Annotated in this window: 21 protein-coding genes; 1 reads left to right on the top strand and 20 read right to left on the bottom strand. The window is 35.9% G+C overall.

Features of this window, described 5'->3' with window-relative positions; translation table 11 throughout:
• From BCF58_RS02735 to BCF58_RS02665, 15 genes are all read right to left on the bottom strand, one after another.
• Complete coding sequence (locus BCF58_RS02735; protein ID WP_121460254.1) at positions 1 to 1,065, bottom strand: DegT/DnrJ/EryC1/StrS family aminotransferase; 1,065 nt, start codon at positions 1,063 to 1,065, stop codon at positions 1 to 3.
• A gap of 2 nt (positions 1,066 to 1,067) precedes the next feature.
• Positions 1,068 to 2,156 carry a DegT/DnrJ/EryC1/StrS family aminotransferase gene (locus tag BCF58_RS02730; RefSeq protein ID WP_121461027.1) on the bottom strand — a complete coding sequence of 363 codons (1,089 nt, stop codon included), beginning with the start codon at positions 2,154 to 2,156 and terminating at the stop codon, positions 1,068 to 1,070.
• 10 nt (positions 2,157 to 2,166) lie between these two features.
• Entirely contained in the window at positions 2,167 to 3,456 is a 1,290-nt protein-coding gene (locus BCF58_RS02725; RefSeq protein ID WP_121460253.1) for a nucleotide sugar dehydrogenase, read from the bottom strand.
• On the bottom strand, positions 3,453 to 5,864 hold the full coding sequence (locus BCF58_RS02720; protein WP_121460252.1) for a GumC family protein: 2,412 nt from the start codon (positions 5,862 to 5,864) through the stop codon (positions 3,453 to 3,455). Before BCF58_RS02720 ends, BCF58_RS02725 begins: the two co-directional genes overlap by 4 nt.
• Positions 5,865 to 5,869: 5 nt before the next feature.
• Complete coding sequence (locus BCF58_RS02715; RefSeq protein WP_228434712.1) at positions 5,870 to 6,658, bottom strand: polysaccharide biosynthesis/export family protein; 789 nt, start codon at positions 6,656 to 6,658, stop codon at positions 5,870 to 5,872.
• Between the two features lie 62 nt (positions 6,659 to 6,720).
• Positions 6,721 to 8,649: a polysaccharide biosynthesis protein gene (locus tag BCF58_RS02710; RefSeq protein WP_121460250.1), complete on the bottom strand. Its 1,929-nt coding sequence runs from the start codon at positions 8,647 to 8,649 to the stop codon at positions 6,721 to 6,723.
• 92 nt (positions 8,650 to 8,741) lie between these two features.
• Positions 8,742 to 9,836 (bottom strand): aminotransferase class I/II-fold pyridoxal phosphate-dependent enzyme, encoded by a 1,095-nt coding sequence (locus BCF58_RS02705; protein ID WP_121461026.1) that lies wholly within the window; start codon positions 9,834 to 9,836, stop codon positions 8,742 to 8,744.
• 65 nt (positions 9,837 to 9,901) lie between these two features.
• Positions 9,902 to 10,360, bottom strand: coding sequence for a regulatory protein RecX (locus BCF58_RS02700; RefSeq protein WP_185144819.1), 459 nt, complete (start codon positions 10,358 to 10,360; stop codon positions 9,902 to 9,904).
• 56 nt (positions 10,361 to 10,416) lie between these two features.
• Positions 10,417 to 11,682 (bottom strand): serine hydroxymethyltransferase, encoded by a 1,266-nt coding sequence (glyA, locus tag BCF58_RS02695; protein WP_121460249.1) that lies wholly within the window; start codon positions 11,680 to 11,682, stop codon positions 10,417 to 10,419.
• 104 nt (positions 11,683 to 11,786) lie between these two features.
• Positions 11,787 to 12,821 (bottom strand): ACR3 family arsenite efflux transporter, encoded by a 1,035-nt coding sequence (gene arsB, locus BCF58_RS02690; RefSeq protein ID WP_121460248.1) that lies wholly within the window; start codon positions 12,819 to 12,821, stop codon positions 11,787 to 11,789.
• 4 nt (positions 12,822 to 12,825) lie between these two features.
• Positions 12,826 to 13,317, bottom strand: coding sequence for a GNAT family N-acetyltransferase (locus BCF58_RS02685; RefSeq protein WP_121460247.1), 492 nt, complete (start codon positions 13,315 to 13,317; stop codon positions 12,826 to 12,828).
• A gap of 1 nt (position 13,318) precedes the next feature.
• Positions 13,319 to 13,930: an arsenate-mycothiol transferase ArsC gene (locus tag BCF58_RS02680; protein ID WP_121460246.1), complete on the bottom strand. Its 612-nt coding sequence runs from the start codon at positions 13,928 to 13,930 to the stop codon at positions 13,319 to 13,321.
• A gap of 21 nt (positions 13,931 to 13,951) precedes the next feature.
• Positions 13,952 to 14,425 carry a DUF6428 family protein gene (locus tag BCF58_RS02675; RefSeq protein ID WP_121460245.1) on the bottom strand — a complete coding sequence of 158 codons (474 nt, stop codon included), beginning with the start codon at positions 14,423 to 14,425 and terminating at the stop codon, positions 13,952 to 13,954.
• A gap of 57 nt (positions 14,426 to 14,482) precedes the next feature.
• Positions 14,483 to 14,809 (bottom strand): ArsR/SmtB family transcription factor, encoded by a 327-nt coding sequence (locus tag BCF58_RS02670; protein WP_121460244.1) that lies wholly within the window; start codon positions 14,807 to 14,809, stop codon positions 14,483 to 14,485.
• 97 nt (positions 14,810 to 14,906) lie between these two features.
• Positions 14,907 to 15,815 carry an NAD(P)/FAD-dependent oxidoreductase gene (locus BCF58_RS02665; RefSeq protein WP_121460243.1) on the bottom strand — a complete coding sequence of 303 codons (909 nt, stop codon included), beginning with the start codon at positions 15,813 to 15,815 and terminating at the stop codon, positions 14,907 to 14,909.
• Positions 15,816 to 15,902: 87 nt separating this feature from the next.
• Here BCF58_RS02665 and BCF58_RS02660 point away from each other — a divergent pair, with 87 nt between their 5' ends.
• A complete protein-coding gene (locus tag BCF58_RS02660; protein ID WP_121460242.1) occupies positions 15,903 to 16,277 on the top strand; it encodes a Fur family transcriptional regulator in 375 nt (124 codons plus the stop codon).
• On the opposite strand, the gene bla is transcribed toward BCF58_RS02660, so the two are convergent.
• The 5 genes from bla to BCF58_RS02635 form a co-directional block, all read right to left on the bottom strand.
• Complete coding sequence (bla, locus tag BCF58_RS02655; protein WP_121460241.1) at positions 16,274 to 17,029, bottom strand: subclass B1 metallo-beta-lactamase; 756 nt, start codon at positions 17,027 to 17,029, stop codon at positions 16,274 to 16,276. The genes BCF58_RS02660 and bla overlap by 4 nt on opposite strands.
• A 74-nt stretch (positions 17,030 to 17,103) precedes the next feature.
• The gene (locus BCF58_RS02650; RefSeq protein WP_121460240.1) at positions 17,104 to 18,627 is read right to left on the bottom strand and encodes a glycosyltransferase family 39 protein; all 1,524 of its coding nucleotides are present in this window, start codon (positions 18,625 to 18,627) and stop codon (positions 17,104 to 17,106) included.
• An 89-nt stretch (positions 18,628 to 18,716) separates the two neighbouring features.
• Positions 18,717 to 19,919: an efflux RND transporter periplasmic adaptor subunit gene (locus BCF58_RS02645; protein WP_121460239.1), complete on the bottom strand. Its 1,203-nt coding sequence runs from the start codon at positions 19,917 to 19,919 to the stop codon at positions 18,717 to 18,719.
• A 102-nt stretch (positions 19,920 to 20,021) separates the two neighbouring features.
• Positions 20,022 to 21,293 (bottom strand): ABC transporter permease, encoded by a 1,272-nt coding sequence (locus BCF58_RS02640; protein WP_121460238.1) that lies wholly within the window; start codon positions 21,291 to 21,293, stop codon positions 20,022 to 20,024.
• A 90-nt stretch (positions 21,294 to 21,383) separates the two neighbouring features.
• Positions 21,384 to 22,613 carry an ABC transporter permease gene (locus BCF58_RS02635; protein WP_121460237.1) on the bottom strand — a complete coding sequence of 410 codons (1,230 nt, stop codon included), beginning with the start codon at positions 22,611 to 22,613 and terminating at the stop codon, positions 21,384 to 21,386.
• Positions 22,614 to 22,677: the final 64 nt, after the last annotated feature.

Below are 22,677 nucleotides of genomic sequence, written 5' to 3'. Positions count from 1 at the left end.
TTAGAGCTTATGCCACCATCCTGACGGAATAGCTAAGAATTTAGAATAAAAATCATTCACTCCTGGCAAATCTACATATTCGCCAAATAAAGAGTATCTGTTATTATTTAAATGTACTGTAGAAGCCCAAAAGCCTTTATTCCGGAAATAATCCATCATCTCATCCTTCTTCTCCGTGAACATACCAAATACCCAATAGATAGGATCGGAATCAGGTACATTTTTTATCGGGGTACATGGCAGGTTCTCATTTTTCAGATATTCTGACCATTTTCTGGCATTTTCTCTTTGTTTTGCAATGAGTTCCGGAAGTATTTCCATCTGCTTCAGCCCGATATAAGAACTCACCTCATTGGCTGTTGCACCATATCCCTGTATGGTAACATCATACTTTTCGCTGATTTCACCCTTTGCATCCCTGAATAGTTGTCTTTCTAATCCAAGATCTCTTTTGATTTTAGCTTTTTCAACATACCCGGGATCTTTAAATACAATTGCTCCAGACTCCATTGCATTGGGAAGTCTTACGGCATGAAAAGAAATAACAGTAGCATCACTACCACAATTCCCTATTTTATTTCCTTTGTATTCCTGTCCCATACCATCTACACAATCATCAATTGTAAAAATGCCATGCTGTCTCGCTATTTTATTGATTTCATCAATATAGCCCACATATCCCAAATGCATATTGTGAAATATAGCTTTGGTGTTTTTAGTGATCTTCTGTTTTACACTTTCAGGATCCAAAGTACCGGTTTCAGGATCAATATCTGCCCACACGATCTTTAAGCCTCTTGCGGAAAGAGGTTGTGTGGACTGCAAGCAGCACATCGGTGACATGATAATCTCGTCCCCTGCCGTAATGTTTAAAACATCTAAGGTAATATTTAATGCTGAGGAATATGAATTAACGATAAGCAGAGATTCTGTTCCCAAGAATTCCGTGAGCTTTTGCTCAAAAAGCTTTCCCCATTTTCCAAAAGCCAACTGACCGGAATATAAAATTTCATTAACTCCTTCTGAGATGTCTTGAGGCATATAAGGCTTAAATAAAGGAATCATAATTACCAGCCTTTTTTTATGGTATCTGCTATTCTAGTTCTGTCTTCATCGGAAACCCACCATCCACAAGGAATGTGAACCAGCTTTTCATAAAAGCGATCCATTCCCGGTAATTCTCTTTTAGATTCTGCAAAGATACTGTGCAGATCATTTCTATGATGCAGAGGTGAAGCTGAAATTCCATTCTCAGTCATCAAAGCTATAAAATCATCTCTGCGATCTACTTTCATGGTGTAAAGCCAGTATGAAGGTTCGGTATTTTTATTATAATTTACCAGTTCAATACCGTCTATGCCTTTTAAAGCTTCATCATAGAATTTACCGTTTCCTATGTATTTCCCCAATACTTCCTCCAGATATTTCATCTGCACCAGACCAATGGTAGCATTTACATTGTTCATGGCATATTTGTATCCGGTCTCGGTTATATCGTTCTCAAGTCTGCTTTTTCCTTTATCTAAACCGAACCATCTCATTTTTTTTGCTCTTGGAAGCTGAACCGATTCTTTAAAGGTCAGAAAACCTCCGTCAACGGTTGTCATATGCTTTATCGCCTGAAGGGAAAAAATAGTATATGGAGAGTTTGAGCCTACATATTGTCCGTTATATTTACTTCCCAAAGCATGGGCAGCATCTTCTATGATAGGAATATTGAATTCCTGAGAAATCTTGTTGAATTCATCCATATCACAAACCATTCCCGCATAATGAACGAGGAGAATGGCTTTGGTCTTTTCCGTAATAAGTGATCTTACGGATTCCGGAGACAACAATCCCGAATTAGGATCCACATCACCCCACACCACTTTACCTCCTACCATGGTAATAGCAACATTGGTGGGTTCTGCCGTCATGGGAGTACTTATCACCTCATCTCCAAATCCTACACCTGCCAATAGCAATGCAATGTGAAGCGCATCTGTTCCCGAATGAAGTGCCAGTACATTTTTATTATCCAGAAAGTCTGCAAATTTTCTTTCAAATTCATATACAGGTTCTCCTTCTGCTATATATCCGCTGTAGAGGATCTTTTCAATTTCCGGAATAAGATCTTCCCTGGGAGGTAAATATGGTTTTACTATAGGTATCATATCAAAAAAATTATAATCTGGCATCAACAAACTCTTTGTCAATAAGGCCTTTTACATCATAAATAACTCTTTTCCCGTCACATAGTTTTTTAAAATCATATTCTTTGAACTCATTATGAGCAACAGCCAATACGATCACTGAATACTGGGATAAATCAGGAGCGTCTGAAAGTAATTCTATATTATATTCATCTCTAACTTCAGCTTTATGTGCCCATGGATCATAAAGATTAACATCTAAACCAAACTGTTTAAGTTCGGAAAATATTTCCACAACTTTGGTGTTTCTCACATCCGGACAGTTTTCTTTGAAGGTAACACCTAAAATCAAAGCTTTTGCACCTTTAATCGGCATCCCCTTCTTGATCATTAATTTTACTACTTTTCCAGCAATAAATTGGGCCATCATATCATTCACACGTCTTCCGCTAAGAATTACCTGCGGATGATATCCCAACTGTGTTGCTTTATGAGCCAGGTAGTAAGGATCTACAGAAATACAGTGCCCTCCAACCAATCCTGGTTTATATTTAAGGAAATTGAATTTTGTTCCCGCTGCTTCCAAGACTTCATTGGTATCAATACCGACTCTGTCAAAAATCAATGCCAATTCATTTACAAAAGAAATATTAACATCTCTTTGAGCATTTTCAATAGCTTTTGAAGCTTCTGCAACTTTTATGTTTGAGGCTTTATGAGTACCTGCTGTAATAATTGTTTTATATAAATTATCCACTATTTCCGCAATTTCAGGAGTAGATCCAGAAGTTACTTTTTTAATGGTCGTTAATGTATTCACCTTATCACCCGGAACAATTCTTTCAGGTGAATAGCCTACAAAAAAATCTTTATTAAATATTAAATTGGAAACCTTTTCTAAGATGGGAACACACTCTTCCTCAGTACATCCAGGATAAACGGTTGATTCATATATTACAATGTCTCCTTTTTTAATGATTTTTCCGAGCATCTCACTTGCTTTTAGCAAAGGATTTAAGTCCGGAGAATTAAATCTGTCAATTGGTGTAGGGACAGTAACAATAAAGACATTGGCATTGCTGATTTCTTCTAATGAATTAGATGCTTTATATCCTTTTACAAAATTACTTTGTTTAGCTTCATTTATTACATTCAGCAATAAACTTAAATCCGCTTCTAATGTATGATCTCTTCCAGAGTTAAGCTCTTCAATCCTCTTCGGATTGATATCAAACCCATACACAGGAAAATGCCTTGCAAATTCTAACGCAAGTGGTAATCCTACATATCCTTGTCCAATAACCGCTATTGTATGTCTCATTTAGTAAATTTATTTTTAATTTTTTCAAACCATTTTTGTTCTTTTCCATTATTGTACCCATAACCATATTTGTTACCATATCCTAAATTATCCCTGTTGATATCATTTAAAACAAGTGCAACATTTTTGATCTTCTTTTGATCAATATTGCTATTGGCAAATTCTAATAATGATTTTTCAGTATATTTTGATCTCGAAACATATAATGTTATATCAGCAAGATCAGCAATCAGGAATGTATCAGTCACAAGCAACAGAGGTGCCGTATCTAAAACTATATAGTCATATTTAGGTTTCAGCTCATCCAAAAGCTTTTCGTAACGTCCGTTAGATAATAACTCTGTAGGATTAGGAGGTATCATTCCTGAATAAATAACATCTAAATAAGGATTGAAAGAAGATACATGAACAATTTCTTCTACTTTGGTTTGATCAGTATAAAGATATTCTGTAAGGCCTTTTAAACCTTTTCTAGAAGTATTATAACGTTGCAATTGTGGATTCCTGATATCAGAACCAATTATCAAAACTTTCTTACTTGGTGTGGCTAATGTCAGAGCCAAATTAACAGATGTAAAGGTTTTCCCTTCTCCTTTCACTGTTGAAGTAACAAAAACAACCTTAGCCCGATTATTATTGCTATTATATTTAGGAAGCATAAAATTCATATTAGTAATAAGTATTCTAAATGCTTCGGCCATAGGAGTAATATCATTTAACTTAACTATATCTGAATCTCCATTTTCCAAACTTGGGATTTCAGCAATGACAGGAGCGTGAACAATCTTTTCAACATCATGTTTAGTGACAATTTTATTGTTGAACAGTTCAGACAAATATATAATAGCAAATGGAATAAGCAATCCTATAATAATTGCAGCCAAGAGTACCATTTTGGGCTTCGGAGACACAGGTATTGATGATTCGTAAGCAGCATCTATAACTCTTGCTTTAGGAGCCGTAATAGAGTGTGCGATAGCTGTTTCTTCTCTTTTTTGCAATAACAGCAAATATAAGTTCTCTTTTATCTGTTGTTGTCTTTCAATGCCCCGGAACATCTTTTCAATGGAAGGCAGTTTAGATACTTTATTTGAAATCTTATTCTGCTCGCCTAAATATTCATTTCTGGCCAGTTCCAGCCCCTCTCTGTTTCTCTGCAGACTTTGTACGATAGAAGAACGCATTGTATTGATCTGCTTGGTGACATCCACAACAGTAGGGTTTTCAGTAGTGGCAGATTCCAGTAATCTGTTTCTGTGAAGGATCAGTTGATTGTATGCGGTGATCCCTGCAGTAGCTTCCGGGTTATTCAGGCCTACATTGGAAGGCAAAGCCTGAAACTGTCCCTGTCTTGATACAAAACCAATGAGTGCATTGGTCAATTCCAGCTGGGCATCAATATCCAGTTGCTTATTTCTAGCTGCTGCAGAGCTTTCCAGGCTTATTTTTGCTTCTGTTTCAAGATCTGTCAGATTATTCCTTGATTTAAATTCCGCCTTTTGATCTTCAACTTGGCCTAATTCAACTGAAAGTTTTTTAATTCTATCCTCGATAAAATCTAACGTTTTTTTTGATTCAGAATTTTTATCTATAATTGCATCATTATTATAAGCTAACACTAAAGCGTTAAGCACATCTTTTGCTTTTGATATTTCAGGATATATCATTCCTAACTTAAGAAGTGTTGCATCTTTATTCACTAAGCCTACACTTAAGGCTCCTTGCAGGCTATTGGTTCTTGCTTCTACAGATGCAATAGTGAAAACGAGATTATTAGTATCAATCTCTTTGGTTGTTTCTGGTTTATAGGCTTTATTCTTTGTAATAATGATATTAGCTGCCGGTAAATTTATAGTTTTTCCGTAAGTCGTTATAATTTCTTTTTTAAGACCTTCTGAGCTTATTATTAATTGTTCCCCTTTTATTTGTAGATTAAAAACATTTGCCCCCCCCTTGGTAGATTTTTCATTAACTACTTTTACCTCAACAGGAGATGTCTCTTTATATAACTCTAAATTTCTGATTTTATCTTTTGCAATAATGGTAGTTTGAAGATTTTTAGCAATTACTACTTCTCTAATCAATTTTTTAGACTTCAAAATTTCTATTTCGTTAGCAATGCTATTGGTTTTTAGTCCCCCAAACCCCGATAAATCGGGAAGAATTCCTAAATTGCTTTCTTTAGATGAGGATGAACTTTTAGAATCTTTTATAAGAATCGTCGTTTGTACCTGATATATAGGTGTCATAAACTTTAAAATAACAACACCTATTATTAAAGATAGTAGTATACTTAAAACAAACCAAGGCCATTTGCGCAGGTAAGGTTTTATTATTTCACTAATAATAATACTATTTGATTTGTTATCTACTTCAGAAGATTGCGAAGAGTGGTATCGGTTTTCCATTAATTTTATTTCTTAAATAAACTCACCACTACTGCTACTGCTGTAATGGCTATTGAAGCTGCAGTTAAATAAAGTCCTGTATTCGGGTTCTGTTTAGCCGTGAGATCCTTGGTGTTATTGGATGAAACTATTATGGCATCACCTTGTTTCAAATTATAATATGGTGAATTAATTAAATTAGCATCTTGCAAATTTATCTTTCCATGGGTGACCTTGCCATCTTCAGTTCTAATGACTAATACATCCTCTCTTTTACCATACATTGTTAAATCACCAGCCAAACCTAATGCATTTAATATCGTTGCTTTTCCGTTTGAAATAGTATAATCACCCTGTCTGTTTACTTCACCCAAAACAGTAACTTTGAAATTAATCAGTCTTATATTAACTGTAGGGTTAATTACATAACGGGTCATTTTATCTCTTAATACATCTTTAAATTCTACCAATGACTTACCACTGGTGTTTAGTTTTCCTAACACAGGAAAATCTATATTCCCTTCAGAGTCTACTATATAAGTTGGTCCAGACACATTCACAGTTCCTTGTGAAGGTGTATTCCCTCCTGCCATAGTATTAGGCTGTATTATTTCTGATGAAGAATAATTCTGATTAAATGGTTTTACAACATCCATATCTTTTGCTGTTATCAAAATAACCAATTGATCACCTGTCTGTATGGTGGAACTGGAGTTTCTGACAGATGCATCTATGGCAACCTGCTCAATATTCTGCATATAATTCAAATCATTATGAGCATTTGTTTTAGTCTTACAGGAAGCTAATACAAGCATACATAATATGGTCAAAAACGTATTCTTCATATTTTTAAATTGTACATATACATTATAATTTCTTATCTATCTAATACTTCATAGATAGAATTATTACTTCTAAATTCAGGAACAATAGTCTTCAAAATCCGCACCACTTCTACTTTGTCTCTTCTTATGGAAGCTTTGGTAATTAGATTAACCAGAGATTCAATATTAAAGAATTCCATCGTAGGATCCTTTGAAATCATAATTTTTTCATTATGAGTAGGAAGTGTCTTGGCATTATCACTTAATAGTTCTTCATATAGCTTTTCACCCGGTCTTAATCCTGTATAAATAATTTTAATATCTATATTAGGTTCAAATCCTGATAATTTTATCATTCTTTTGGCAAGATCCAATATTTTAACCGGCTCACCCATATCAAAAACGAAAATTTCACCTCCTTGCCCCATTGTTCCTGCCTGCAGAACCAACTCACAGGCTTCAGGAATAGTCATAAAATATCTTACTATATCAGGATGAGTAATGGTAATGGGGCCTCCTGCTTCAATTTGTCTTTTAAAATGAGGAATCACTGAACCGTTTGATCCCAGAACATTTCCGAATCTCGTGGTTATAAATTTGGTAGTATTTCCATCAACATTTTGTAACGATTGAACAAATAATTCTGCCGCACGTTTGGATGCACCCATAACATTGGTAGGATTCACAGCTTTATCTGTTGACACCATTACAAACCTGTTAACCTTATATTTACTGGACAATGTAGCAATATTTTTTGATCCTAAGACATTGACCAAAATAGCTTCATGAGGATTCTCTTCTACCAATGGAACATGTTTATATGCTGCTGCATGATATACCATCGAGAAATTATAAGTCTGAAATAATGGTTCTATCCTATGCCTATTGGATACATCAGCCAAAACAAACTTGAATCTGATATGAGGGAATTTTTCCTTCATTTCAAGCTCAACATCATACAATGGTGTTTCAGCCTGATCTAAAACAACTATCAATGACGGATCAAACTGAGCAACCTGTCTGACAATTTCGCTTCCGATTGATCCCGCTCCCCCCGTAACCAATACCGCTTTATTGAAGTGTCTTTTTTTAACATCTTCATTTTCAATCTTAATTGGCTTTCTGTTCAGTAAATCTTCAATTTGGAGATTCCTAATAGATCCTCCAAGATCACTGTCTCTTAATTTTTGTACTGATGGTGCTTTAAAAATATGGAGATCTTTTTCCAAGAATAAATTTACCCATGAGTTCATTTCATCTTTAGACATCATTTCCTTGATAATGATTACCCCATCTATCACAAGGTCTTCCTTTGTTGTTTCCTCAATTTTTTTCTTCTCATAAATCGGTTTTCCTAATAAAGAAGCTCTTTTAGTGTCTGTTCTTTGAGTAAGAAAACCTACTACCTGATAAGGAAGACTGGGATTGTCAAGAACCGCTCTTGCAATGGCTATGGATTGTTCATCAATTCCCAACACCAGGATTCTTTTTTTTAAGGCGCTTCTTCGGTATTCACGAACTATATGAAAGAATTCTTTCACATATAATCTGAAAAGAAAAAGCCCCATAAAGGAAATAATAAAATAAAGTATTAAATAAGGAGTCAGTATGAATTTGCTCCCTGTAACCCAAAAATAAGTAATGTTGATCGTCCCTACAATAATCATTGTACAGAAACATGAAATCAACAGTTTAAATAAATCTATAAATGTTGAGTGTCTTATAATCCCCGCATAGGTTTTAAAGACATACATAAACACAGTATTTATAAGAATGATAAAGGCAAAAATGACGCTTTTATCTTTGTGATAAATAAATTCCTGTTTGGTAATTTTCTCTATTATATAAGTAGAAAGATATAGAGATGCTATCAGAATGATAATATCTATGACAAGGATTATCCATCTGGGAAGATATCTTACGTCCGAGAGGTTGACAACATTATCTCCTCCAAATATTTTTTTTCTAAGAGAATTGTACATTGTCTTTATTTATGTTCATGTTAACGAGATATAAAAACTCAAGTTTTAATAATATAGCCATGCAAAATTAAAATAAAATTTCAAAAAACAAATTACTTCACCATGTTTAGAACTTTTAAAATTCTCTCTTTGCATATATCCGTAAGATTTGTACCTGAAGGCAAGCACAAACCTTTGTCAAAAATTATACCAGAAAGATTACTCCCAAAAAAATCGCATCCTTTATATAAAGGTTGCAGATGCATCGGTTTCCATAAGTATCTGGTTTCTATGTTACTTTCTGAAAACTTTTCCTTTAATATTTCTTTGGATAGTTTATCTGATCGTTTGATTTGTATAGTATTCAACCAATAATTAGAATAAAAATTTTCGTTCGGTTCAGAAGATAATTCTATGTTTTCAAATTGAGCTAGAATGTCATTATAGAATTCATGGTTCAATCTTCGTTGTGCGATTCTTTCATTCAAAACCTCCATTTGTCCAATTCCAATGCCTGCCGAAACATTACTTATTCTATAGTTATATCCTGTTTCCGAATGACTATAATATTCCTTATCCTCTTTGGCCTGTGTTGCTAGATAAAAAGCTCTTTCTTTATGTTCTTTTGTTCTGGAAATAAGAACTCCGCCTCCGGAGGTTGTAATAATTTTATTTCCATTAAAACTCACAATAGATAAGTCCCCGAAAGTTCCACAAAGCTGATTTTTATAGCGACTTCCCAAAGCTTCGGCACTATCTTCAATAACAGGGATTTCATATTTCTTGGAAATTTCAAGAACTTCATCAACTTTGTAAGGCATTCCATATAAAGAGACGGTCAAAATAGCTTTAGGTTTTTTTCCTTTTTGAATATTATGCTTTATGGCATCTTCCAAAGCATTTGGACATATATTCCAAGTATCAGGTTCGCTATCTACAAATACGGGAATCGCTTTCTCGTATAATATGGGATTTGCCGAGGCTACAAAAGTAAATGACTGGCAGATGACAATATCTCCGCTCTGGATATCTAATAATTTCAATGCTAAATGAATAGCTGCTGTTCCGGAAGACACGGCAGATACAAAAGAATTTTCTCCTAAATAATTCTCAAGGCATTTTTCAAACTCATTGATATTCGGACCAAATTGTGAAATCCAATTCGTATCAAATGCATTGTGTATATACTTCAACTCATTACCTCCCATATGCGGAGGCGAAAGCCATATTTTTTGCTCTTCCAATTGTTTATTATTATTTACATCATTTTGTGTTATTCAAAAATATCATTTATTTTCTCATATTCAAAACCTTTACTCATCAAATATTTTATAGTCTTGGATTTCTTCTGGTATTCCTTTAATCCATTCTGTTTTGAATAATAATCATCAAAAATTTTTCTCAAAGTTTTTTCATAATCTCTTTCATCAATTTCATCAAAGCATTTTTCGATCAGCTTCTCAGAAACTTGTTTCTGTTTCAAATTGATCCGGATTTTGTTCCGCCCCCAATGTTTGATGTAAAACTTACCTCTGATATAGCTTCTTGTAAATCTTTCTTCATTCAAATAATTTTCCTGTATGAGGTATAAAAAAATTTCCTCCTTTGCTTCCGGAATCAGCAAAAATTCTTTCATTTTCTGCTCTACTTCTGCATGACAGCGATCCTGATACACGCAATAATGAACCAGCTTCTGTTTAATTTCTTCAAAAGTAAAAGATTTTTTATCCATGATTACAAAAAAAGAATGAGCTTACGCCCATTCTTATTATATCAATTTGGTAAATATTAATAGTTGAATAATGCTTTCCCTTCCATTAATTCATTAACTCTTTTTCTAACAGATGCAATTACCTCTTCATTTTTAAGATTGTCAACTACTTCCGAGATCAATTCAGCGATAGTTTCCATATCCTGTTCTTTCAGGCCTCTTGTTGTGATAGCCGCAGTTCCTAATCTGATTCCGGAAGTTGTGAACGGTGATTTATCATCAAAAGGAACCATATTTTTATTACATGTAATATCAGCAAGAACTAAGGCTTTTTCGGTTTCTTTCCCGTTTACTCCTTTATTTCTTAGGTCTACAAGCATTAAGTGATTATCTGTTCCTCCACTTACAATATCGAAACCTCTGTTGATCATAGCTTTTGACAATGCCTGAGCATTAGAACGGACTTGTTTCGCATAGGTTTCAAACTGAATATCCAAAGCTTCCCCGAAAGCAACCGCTTTAGCTGCGATAACATGCTCAAGAGGACCTCCCTGAATTCCAGGAAAAACAGCTCCGTCCAACACCTGGCTCATCATTTTGATTTCTCCTTTAGGTGTTTTATGGCCATAGGTGTTTTCAAAATCTTTGCCCATAAGAATCATTCCTCCTCTAGGGCCTCTTAGCGTTTTATGAGTAGTTGTGGTTACCACATGACAGTGATCAAAAGGAGAATTTAACAATCCTTTCGCCACTAAACCTGCAGGGTGGGCAATGTCTGCCCAAAGTGTAGCTCCTACTTCATCAGCAACTTCCCTGAATTTAGCGTAATCCAGATCTCTTGAGTATGCAGAGAATCCTGCAATGATCATTTTAGGTTTTTCTCTTAGGGCAACTTCTCTCATCTGATCATAATCGATCAAGCCGGTTTCCTGCTGTACTCCGTAAGAAACAACATCATACTGGATTCCTGAGAAGTTAACTGCAGAGCCATGAGTAAGGTGCCCTCCCATAGAAAGGTCCATTCCCATAATTTTATCTCCGGGCTTCAAAACTGCAAGATAAATAGCTGCATTGGCCTGAGAGCCAGAATGTGGCTGCACGTTGGCGTAATCAACACCAAAAAGCTCTTTTGCCCTATTGATGGCTAAAGTTTCAACCTCATCTACTACTTCACACCCTCCGTAATATCTTTTCCCAGGGTATCCTTCTGCATATTTGTTAGTCAGTACGCTCCCCATTGCTTTCATTACATTTTCAGAAACAAAGTTTTCTGATGCAATAAGCTCTAATCCATGGGATTGTCTTTGTCTTTCTTTTTCAATAAGGTCGAAAATAATGTCCATCTAATATAATTTTAAAGATTTTCCACCCCAAATGTACGGAATTTCCAACGAGATTTCAGTATATATAAATATGATTTTTTCTTCGTCCCGAATGAATATTCAATCTATACCCGTTCATATTTTTTCTTAAGATACAGACTTATTTTGACTAATACAATCAATACCGGAACTTCTACTAATGGACCTATTACTCCTACAAATGCCTGAGATGAATGTATTCCAAAAACAGCAATGGAAACGGCAATAGCCAGCTCAAAATTATTTCCTGTAGCAGTAAATGCGATTGAAGCATTCTTGTCATACGGGACTTTCATGAGTTTGCTTATAAAAAAACTGGTAAAAAACATGATGATAAAGTAGATGGTCAGCGGAATGGCTACCTTTATCACATCCATCGGCAATTCCAATATTTTATCTCCTTTCAGACTAAACATAAGAACAATGGTAAATAATAATGCATATAAGGTAACAGGAGATAGTACAGGAATGAATTTTCTGTTATACCATTCTTTTCCTTTTAACCTTACAAGAAAATACCGTGACAAAAAACCGCCTACAAATGGTATTCCCAAATAAATGATTACACTCTTAACGACATCCCCCATTGGTACAGATACGCTAAAGTTCCCCCAACCAAGTTGTTTTGGTAATACATTAATAAATAACCAAACCAAAAAGCTATAAGAGAGCATCTGAAAAACACTATTGAGAGCCACCAGTAAAGCGGCATATTCCCGATTCCCTTTTGCCAGATCATTCCATACAATTACCATAGCAATGCATCTTGCTAAGCCGATCAGAATTAAGCCTACCATATAATCCGGTTCATTTCTAAGGAACAGGATTGCCAATATGAACATGAGTACCGGACCTATCACCCAGTTTAATAGTAGTGAAATGGATAATACTTTTTTATCTTTAAATACCTGAGGCAGTAATGTATAATCTACCTTTGCCAAAGGAGGATACATCATCAGGATGAGTCCAACCGCCAAAGGAATATTTGTAGTACCAACGGAAAGACTGTTCGTAACCTTCGACATTTCAGGAAATCCATACCCTAAAGCCACACCGGCTGACATTGCCAGAAAAATCCATAGGGTCAAGTATCGATCAAGGAATTTTAATTTAGGCTGCATATGGTTAATCTATTCCTATTGTTTTACTTCGTCTTTCCATTATAACACTATCTCTCCATATTCCGGCCAGCTTGCCAATTTTTTCACGATAGCCAATGATTCTGAACCCATTTTTCTTGTGTAGAGCTATAGTAGCTTCATTTTCCGGAAACATCCCGGACTGCAGGGTCCATATTCCATTAGATTCGCTTTCTTGTATCAAGCTTTCCATTAAAAATTTCCCAACCCCTTTTCCTCTGTGGGCTTCCGATACATAGACACTCACTTCCGCCACACCTTCGTATACACAACGGCTACTGACCTTAGAAAGAGCAGCCCATCCTAATATCTCCTCACCATCAACTGCAATCAGCCTGCTGTGAGGAAGCCTGCTTTCATTCCAAGCCTCCCAATTAGGAACTGTGGTTTCAAAGGTGGCAATTCCTGTACGGATTCCCTGCTCATATATTCCTGCTATTTCAGGATAATGTTTTTGTTCTATTACTGCTATTTTCATTCTATTTTTTTATCTGTGAGAAAACGTATACCATTTCTGCTGCGATTTGCAAGCTTCTTTCTTTGTATACCTGATCCTGGAAAGAAGTTCCGTCAGACCCTTTAGGATCTTCAAAAGTAATAGGGATACGTTGATCTGCTCCCGCAATGAAAGGACAGCCATCATCCGCTTGTGAACAGGTCATAACAGCTGCAAAATCTCCGGCAGGATTAAAAGGATGATCATATTTTTTAGAAAAACCTATTACAGGATGTCTGTCTTCCGCGTATTTAATTGCATAAACCGGATTTTCAGTATCTGAGATTTTAAAAACAGTAAATCCTTGCGCTGCTAATGTTTCAGCAACTTTGTGGAATAAAGCCGTGACTTCTGTCCCTCCTGAGTAACACTGTACGTCAGGAACATTAAAATATGAAGATGCGGTTTGAGCCCAGATTTGGGAAAAGTGACTCCGGCGGGAATTATGAGTGCATATAAAATTGATATTTACCGGCTTCTTTTCTTCAATTTTACATTGTATAAAATCTATCAACGGTTGAAGAATGTTCTTCCGCCCTTCATCTATCGGCTGAATAAGGATGTTCTCAATAAGTTCTGTTAATGACACGTTCATTTTTAATAGTTTAGTTAAAATTTAACAGCATCCTGAATCGGGTGCACAACATGAATTCTGTTGATGAGCAAGTTCTCCTAAGTTTACTTTTTGCTTCTGTGACGGTACTCCACAGGCATCATTTGCTAAACAGGCCGTCATTTTGTTTTTCAAAACGAAATTTTCACCATTAAAATCCAGGTCATACTTTCCTATAGTCTGATCCTGATATTCAACTTCAATTTCAAAATCCCCGATTCCCAGTTTTTCTTCGGAAAGCTTGATAATATGTAAAAGTTTTCCGGGTTTTAAGCGGTGTTCAAAATCATGAGCATCCCATAGCTGAAAATTCGCTTTTTCTTCTTTTCGTATGGTTCCTCCGCAATCGATAAAGTTCTTGGTTACGATGCCTATTTCAGTAACATGAAAATGCTCAGGTACGAATTTTCCGTCTTCCAATTGAAACTCAACATTTTCCAAGGTTGGCAGAATGGTTTTGATTTCAGAAAGTTTCATAATATTTGTTTTTAAATTGTTATAATGCAATATTGCGATATACTTTGATAAAATTTTTTAACAGCATTTTTGCTTTTTCACTATAGAAATAACTTTGGTAAAGAAGGCATTTAAATCTTCAAAAGCGTTCTCATCAATACAATAGCAAATGGAGTTTCCTTCAATATTCCCTTTGATTAATCCTGCATTCTTCAATTCTTTTAAATGTTGCGAAACTGTAGGCTGCGCTAATGGTAATTCATTCACAATATCACCACAGATACAATCATTCACTTTAAGCAAATACTCAATAATGGCAATCCTTGCAGGATGTCCCAAAGCTTTCGCAATCGTTGCGAGCTTATTTTGTTTTTCTGTAAAGAAGTCTGTTTTTGTAGCACCCATTTTATTGATAATCTATATCGCAATATTACGATAATTAATTTACATCACCAATTTTTTCTGAAAAAAATCCTTGCAGCTAAGCTACAAGGATATTATTTTAATTAAATTCTTCATCAACAAGCTCTTTATTGACCATCGCACCTGTCAAATTTCCCTGAGCAACCGCATTGGCCACAGACCTCATCATGGTTGTACTGTCTCCGCAGGCAAATACGCCTGGAACGGTTGTTTTTTGAAAAGCATCAGCCTTAATAAGACCATGTTCAGACATTTCACAACCCAGATCATGGGAAACATCCAGATTTTGTTCCACCTGTATTTTTGCATACAATGCCTTCAGGGGTATTTCCTTATTGTTTTTAAAAACAATTTTTTGAATCTGCCCATTGTCATGTACTATTTCTTTTATTTCATCTTCATTGATATGAATATGATGATCCATTAGCTTTTCAGCCTGTTCACTGCTAAGGGTTGATTTCCCATTGGTAAACAACGTTAGATCTTTAGTCCAGTTCAGAATCATTTTTGAGAATTCATAGGCAATATCTCCATTAGCCAGAATTCCCGTCGTTTCGTTTTTCACTTCATAACCATGACAATACGGACAATGCAGTACTGAAATTCCCCAACATTCTTCAAATCCCGGAATATCAGGTTTTATATCATTCACCCCTGTAGCGATGATGAGTTTTCCAGCATTAAACTTTTCACCTGACGCTGTTTCAACTTCAAAACCTCCTGAAGTTTTATAAGCATTTCTCACAACACCTTCATGAAACTTCACTGTGTCATATTTCTTTACCTGCGATTTGGCCATGGAGCTTATTTCTTGCGGTGCCTTCCCATCATGGGTGATAAAGTTATGGGAATGTGGAGTTTGCCTGTTGCATGGCTTGCCGCTATCAATGATCAGGATATTTCTCAGAGATCTTCCTAAGGCCATTCCCGCAGAAAGTCCCGCATAGCTTCCGCCTATTATAATTACTTCAAAATTGTTGCTTTCCATAGTGAACTTTTAATCTGTTGTTCAGCAAAGGTAAAACATTTTTTATTAATGCGATAATGTCGCAATAATAATTTTTATATTTGCATTATGATTAAGAGAAACACAAAAACAAAGCAATTGATTCTAGAGTCTTTAAAGAAAACTAAATCAGCCGTCAGCCAGGAAACCTTACAGAAAGAGCTGGGAGAATCGGTAGACAGGGCCACCATTTACCGTGTCCTTAACAGTTTTTGTGATGACGGAATCATTCATAAAATTTTGAGCGATGACGGAAAGTTTTATTTTGCTTTTTGTGTGAATTGTTCCGAAAAAGCTCATAAGCACAATCATTTCCATTTCAGGTGTTTACAATGCGGAAAAATCGAATGTTTACCAAATGAAGTGGATATAAAATTACCACAGGGGTATCAATCTGTAAATTTCAACGGATTTATTTCCGGATATTGTTCAAATTGTTCTTAATTATTTTTGAAGAGTTTTATCGTATAATCCAATAATTCTATCCCTCCTATTTTCCCATGCCCCGGAATAATGATTTTCGCATCAGGATATTGAGTCTTTAGTTTCTCAACCGTTGCAGACCAGGCCTGAACATTAGCATCACCAAGATAGCCTTTTGTTGCGTTTACCTCTTTAATCAGACAGCCGCCAAATACGGCATTTTCTTTAGGGAAATAACCTACTACGTTGTCTTTGGTATGTCCTTCTCCAAAAAATTTTGCATATACTTTCTGGCTGCCTACATGTAAGGTCAATTCATTATCGAAACCGTGAGTCGGTACATTGGCTCCTGCTGCTTTGGCTAGTTCAATGGTTTTATTATTGGAGTAGGAAGGAATATTATTTTTATCAAATTCCTTCAATCCTCCTACACAGTCGTTATGAAAGTGAGTTGGAACCACAGCATTTATGTTGGCATGCAGATCATTCTTAATCCAGGAAATAAGTTCCGCAGAACTTTTATCATCAGAAGGAGTATCAAAAATCACAGTTTCATTTCCATCTTTTGCAATCATTCCATTGCATTCAACTTTCCCGAATGAGTCAGTATTTAAAAATGAAATATGCTGATATAAATTATCAGACAGTTTGATGATTACCAAATCATCAGATTTATACATTATTTTTCCTTTTTCAACGGCTGATTTTTGAGAATTACAGCTTAGAATAATGGTTGCAAAGAACAGAAATAAAATTTGGAATAAGATCTTCATACGAGTACTTTTCATTAAAACGAAAATAAAAATTTAATTAGAATACATCACTATGCAGAAGAGTTAATTATCTGTTAATCCCTGTTTTTCTGTTCATTGATTTCCTCCTGAATTCTTTTTTTAATGTCAATATTAGCTTTCGCAAAGCTAAAGATCCTTGTCCCCTTTTCTCTGGCAAATGCATTGGTGATAGAATCTACAATTTTAGAGTTTTCAAAGAACGCTCCTGTTTCTTCCAGTTCATCTTCTTTATCTTCGGAGTATTCCTTCACTCTGATTAGGTTGACATATTTTTCACTTAAATCAAACCAATTGATGTAATCTGCATTGAAGGATACGGCTTTTATTCCCTTTACAGAATAATAATTAATAGCTCCTGCCTGTCCGTAATTATCACAAAGTACCAATGTGTTTTCAGAATAAGGAAACTTGGAAAATTCTTTATCAACTTTTTGGGCCAATTCTTTCCACCCCTGCATATCGGCAAAATCCTGCGGTAAGGAATGATCTTTTCCGTCTTCCCAGCGAAGCAGGCCCAGCTTTTTATATTTTTCCTGATGATTGAGAATGTATTGGGGACTTTTATTAGGAAAAGCAACACTATATAAAGGCAAGAACAACAGTACCGGAATTAAAATACTGACAGGCTGGAGAATTTTTTTTCTTTTTTCGAAAAGATGAGACAGATACACTGATCCGAAAGCAATATAAACCGGATATAAACCTATCGCATAATAATCTTTAGCCTGAAAAAATAAAAATAAGGCTATGGTAAAAATATATCCCAAAAACAAAAACCTGAATTTCTCAAACGGCTTATAAAAAACCAAGGCATAAAAACCTGCTATAATTACAAAAATCACCCCTACGAAAAATAATATCTGTGATTTCATGAAATCCAGCCTATTGATATTGATCAGCTGTCTTTCCGAAAGTTCCTTCATGTGATGGATGACTGGAAAACCATTGTTGTATTGCCATAATAAATTGGGCAAAAAAATAATAAAGGCAATAGCTGCAGCTCCATAAAGATGAGGCCGTAAAAATATATTCCTCTGCCTGGTCAGCAAAAGGGCAGGAATAAGTCCTAAAGGTAAAAAGACAATATTATATTTATTTAGCATCCCTAATCCAAAAATTACGGCTCCGATATACAGCCATGCTATTTTTTTCTCATTGAAATACCTGATCAGCGAATAATAAATCATTGTCCAGCATAAAACTTCCAGTGATGTTGGCTGAAATAGCATATTCAGACGGAGAAGCACTGAAAATAAGATTCCTGTGGAAGCCAAAATCTGAGCATATAAACTACCTTTTAACACTTCAATTATTTTCCAGACCATCAGGATCGTTAAGGCACCGAATAAAGCCGGGAAGAACTTCACCCAAAATACGGAGCCCCCCAACATGATAATGACCCATGCTATCCATGAATTCACCGGCGGAACCGATAAATATCCCCACGCCAGATGATTCCCCTGATCAATATGTAGATATTCATCGCGGTGAAGCTCATATTCAGGACTTATGAGAGTATATTGCAGAACAAATTTTGCCAGGATAAAAAGGATCAGAATAAGAGTGCTTTTTTTCATGGGTTATCGTTATTATTTAGTTTAAAATTAAAAAAAATCCTAAGAAAAACTCCTTAGGATTCTACATTTGAATATACAGTATTAGTCTACTATTTTTTTGATTTTTCTTTTAGTTCTTCTTTGTCTTTGTCTGAAGGGTTCCAAACTTTAATTTCAGAATCTTTTGTAATTGGCGATCCCGGAAGGATCTGAACATTGATTCCATCGCTGGCTCCCAGTTTTACATATTCTTTTTTGAATTTCCCGTCTTTTTGTTTCACTTCAACAAAAGGAACATCCTTTCCGTTTTTCTTTTCATACTGAACAAGGGATTCATCCAGTAACAAAGCATTCTTTTTTGAATCCAGTACAATTTCCCCGTTGGCAGAGAATCCCGCTCTGATATATTCATTGTTGGGATTGAAAACTGTTCCTTCCACAGGGAATTTAATGGTTCCGTTATTGTCTTTTCCTTTAGGAGCAATCATCGTTAACTTTCCGGGGAATGTCTTGTTCTGTAAAGCACCGATGACGATATTCATATCCATCCCCTGCTTTAATTTTCCTGCCTGAGCTTCATCAATTTCCCCCTGGAAAATCAAAGAGTTCAGATCAGCAATAGAACAAATAGTGGTTCCGGCATTGAAAGAATTGGCTTCAATTACCTGACTTCCTACTTTTACCGGTACCTCAAGAACGGTTCCTGAAGCCTTAGAACGAATCTGGGTAGTTGCCAGGCCTTGTAATTCAGGAGTAGCACCTGTTTTTACGATCTGCAATCTTTTTTGTGCCGTAAGCAATTGCTGATTGGCATTTTTAAGAGACTGCTGCTGAGAAAAGAGCTGCTGTTGAGAATTCAGATATTCCTGCTTGGAAATAACACCCTGGGTATATAATTTTTGCTGCATGGCAAACTGCTTCTGCATGTTCTCTACATTCATTCTGGCGTTACTAATCTGAAGCTGGGCATTCTGGACTTCCTGTTGCGCATTGTTTACATCCGCAATATTAGGAATAATTCTTACCGTAGCAATCAGTTGTCCGGCAGTTACCTTGTCTCCTTCATCTACTAAAATTTTATCAATGATTCCCGCAATATTGGGTTTTATTTCAATTTCTTCTTTTGGGATAATTTTTCCTGTAGCCATTACCTTATCATCCATATTCTGAATGGTGGGTTTACGGGTAAGGAAAGCTTCACTCTCTTTGGAGTTGGATTTAATCAGATACCCTATTCCTGAGAATAATGCCACTACAAATAAAAGCCCTAAGAGAATATAAATGGCTTTTTTCCAAGTGAATTTCTTTTTCATATATCTAGTTTATTTATTTAAATGATTTTAAAATTAAGATTGGATAATTAAAGAGTTATAATCATTATAAAATCTTCAATTATCTTATGATCAACTTATTATTTATTCTGTTCTTAATGCTTCAATAGGTCGTATTTTTACAGCTCGCTGAGCCGGAATCATTCCGATAATCAATCCCAATATTACCATCACCGCCATCGCTGCAAATACGTTTCCATAATTTACTGTAGGATTATAGAATGGAAACGAATCCTGGTTTTGGGTAAGCATACTTAAAATCATGAGAACAAAGATTCCAAAAATAAATCCGAGCAATCCGGAAGACAATGTGATGACAACGCTTTCCAACAAAATCTGGTTTCTTACTTCTGCGGGCTTTGCTCCCAGCGCTCTTCTGATCCCTATTTCCTTAGTTCTTTCCTTTACCGTGATCAAAAGGATATTGGAAATGGCAATAACCCCTGCAAGAATCGTTAAGGTTCCTACAATAATGGTCAGAAGCTGCATTCCCGTTAAAAATCCGGTTAATTTCTTAAACTCTTTTCCCAGGTTAAAACTTCCGAAGGCATTCGTATCTTCCGGGGAAACTTTGTTTTTAGATTTTAATGACAGCTTTACGCTTTCTTCTACATTATCCACATTCGCATTGGGTTTGCTCACAATTGCAAACATATCAATCTGGTCTCCCGCATTATACATCTTGGTGTAAGTAGAAAGAGGAATGAATACCGTTTGATCATTTTCAAAACCTCCGCCTTTCTTCACTCTGAAAACTCCGATGACATTGAAGAAGATCCCTTTAATATTAATGGATTTGCCAAGAGGGTTCTCCTGCTTTTTGGCATCAAAGAAATTCTTATATATTTCTTCACCGATAACAGCCACATTTTTATTTCCCGAAACATCCGCATCATTGATATATCGTCCGAAGATCAACTTTTTTTCCGAAATTTTATTACCTACCGGATAATCTCCCGTCAGCGAATAGGTTCCGTTTTTACCATTTCTGGACATCGCTTCTCCAGGAGTTCCGGTGAAGCTTCCCCGGGCATTCTGTGGCGAGATATAATCGATCTCCGGAATTTTCCTTTTCAGCATTTCCATATCGGACAAATGCAGGTGCATCTGTCTTCCTTTCGGAAACCCTTCGTAAGGTATAGAGGTGTTCTGAGCCCAAAGAAAAATAGAATTGGTTGCAAATCCGGAAAATAATTTATCAAACCCGTTTTCCATTCCTTTAGCGGCACCCAGAAGACTTACATATAGGAACATCCCCCATCCCACTCCGATCATCGTCAGGAATGTACGGAGCTTATTATTCCTCAATGAATAATAAATTTCCTGCCATGTATCTTTTTTGAATATGATATTCACTTTCTAATATGAGTTATAAGTTATAAATGATGAGTGATAATTATTTTCAGTTTAATTTGATATCACCATATTTTCAAATGATCAAATTAATTATTCTACCCTCAAAGCTTCTATCGGCTTAATCTTGGAAGCCCTGTACGCCGGCACAAACCCTGCAATCAATCCGGAGAAAACCAAAGCAATGAATGCAGCAAAAATGGTTACCCAGCCTACGTTAGGATCTTTGATGAAAAACTCTTCCAGGCTGTCTCCTATTAAATTCAACGCCAATACCCCGAGCCCCACTCCTACAAACCCTGAAATTACTGTTATCAGGACACTTTCCTGAACGATCAAAGCGACAATACTTTTGGGTTTCGCCCCAATCGCCTTTCTTACGCCTATTTCCTGAGTCCTTTCTTTAACAATATATACCATGATGTTGCTAATCCCGATAATCCCTGCCAATAAGGTCCCAAGACCAATAAAAGTTACAATAGCCGTGATTACAGCCAAAAACATAAATGTATCATTCATATTCTGTGCATTGTTCCACACCCTTACTCCATTTTCATCATCCGGAGAAACATTTTTTCTGGATTTCAGCCTGCTTTTCAGTTCATCCCCATATTTAATGGCCTCTTGCGGCGTCATATTTTCGTTATAGGCTATATACACCGTGCTTACGGTATCCGATCCTTTTTTCATTTGTTGCAAAGTAGTGATTGGAATTGTAATATGTCTTTCATCCCAGTCTCCTCCATCATCAGAGAACACTCCTACTACTTTAAACATGGTTCCGTTGATATTTAAATCTTTGCCCACCGGACTTCCGTTTTTAATCAAATCCCGCTGCACCATCCTCCCGATAACGGCAACATTTTGCTTTCTTTCCAGATCTGTGGGGGTAAGATAACGCCCTTCAAGAAGCTTTCTGTTTTCAATAAACTTTTCTTCCGTATCAGCTCCGTTGATCTGATAGGTTCCGCTTTCCTTCCCGTATTTAACCAGTAAGCTTGCCTGATATCTCGGAGAGGAATATCCTACTTTTTCCTTATCCATTCCTACCAGAAAATCATAGTCTTCATTATTCATGGTAACCGTTCTGTCACTCTGAAGACCATTATAAGCCAGAGTGGTTCTTCCCGTAAAAATGGAGATAAGGTTTTGGGCGTCTCTGGCAAAGCCTTCGGTAAATGCATTTTGCAGTCCTTTTCCAATACCGAAAAGGACAATAAAAATAAATAAACCTAATGCTACCGTAAACCCTGAAAGCACCGTCCGTAATACATTACTACGGATAGAACTGAATATTTCCTGCCAACGATCAAGGTCAAACATAATTTTATATTATTAAATGATTGAAAAATTTAAAGATTAAAATATTGAAGACATAAGGCTTTAA

The sequence above is a fragment of the Chryseobacterium defluvii genome (assembly GCF_003634775.1).
GTDB lineage: Bacteria > Bacteroidota > Bacteroidia > Flavobacteriales > Weeksellaceae > Chryseobacterium > Chryseobacterium defluvii.
This window is presented reverse-complemented; position numbering and strand designations above follow the sequence as displayed.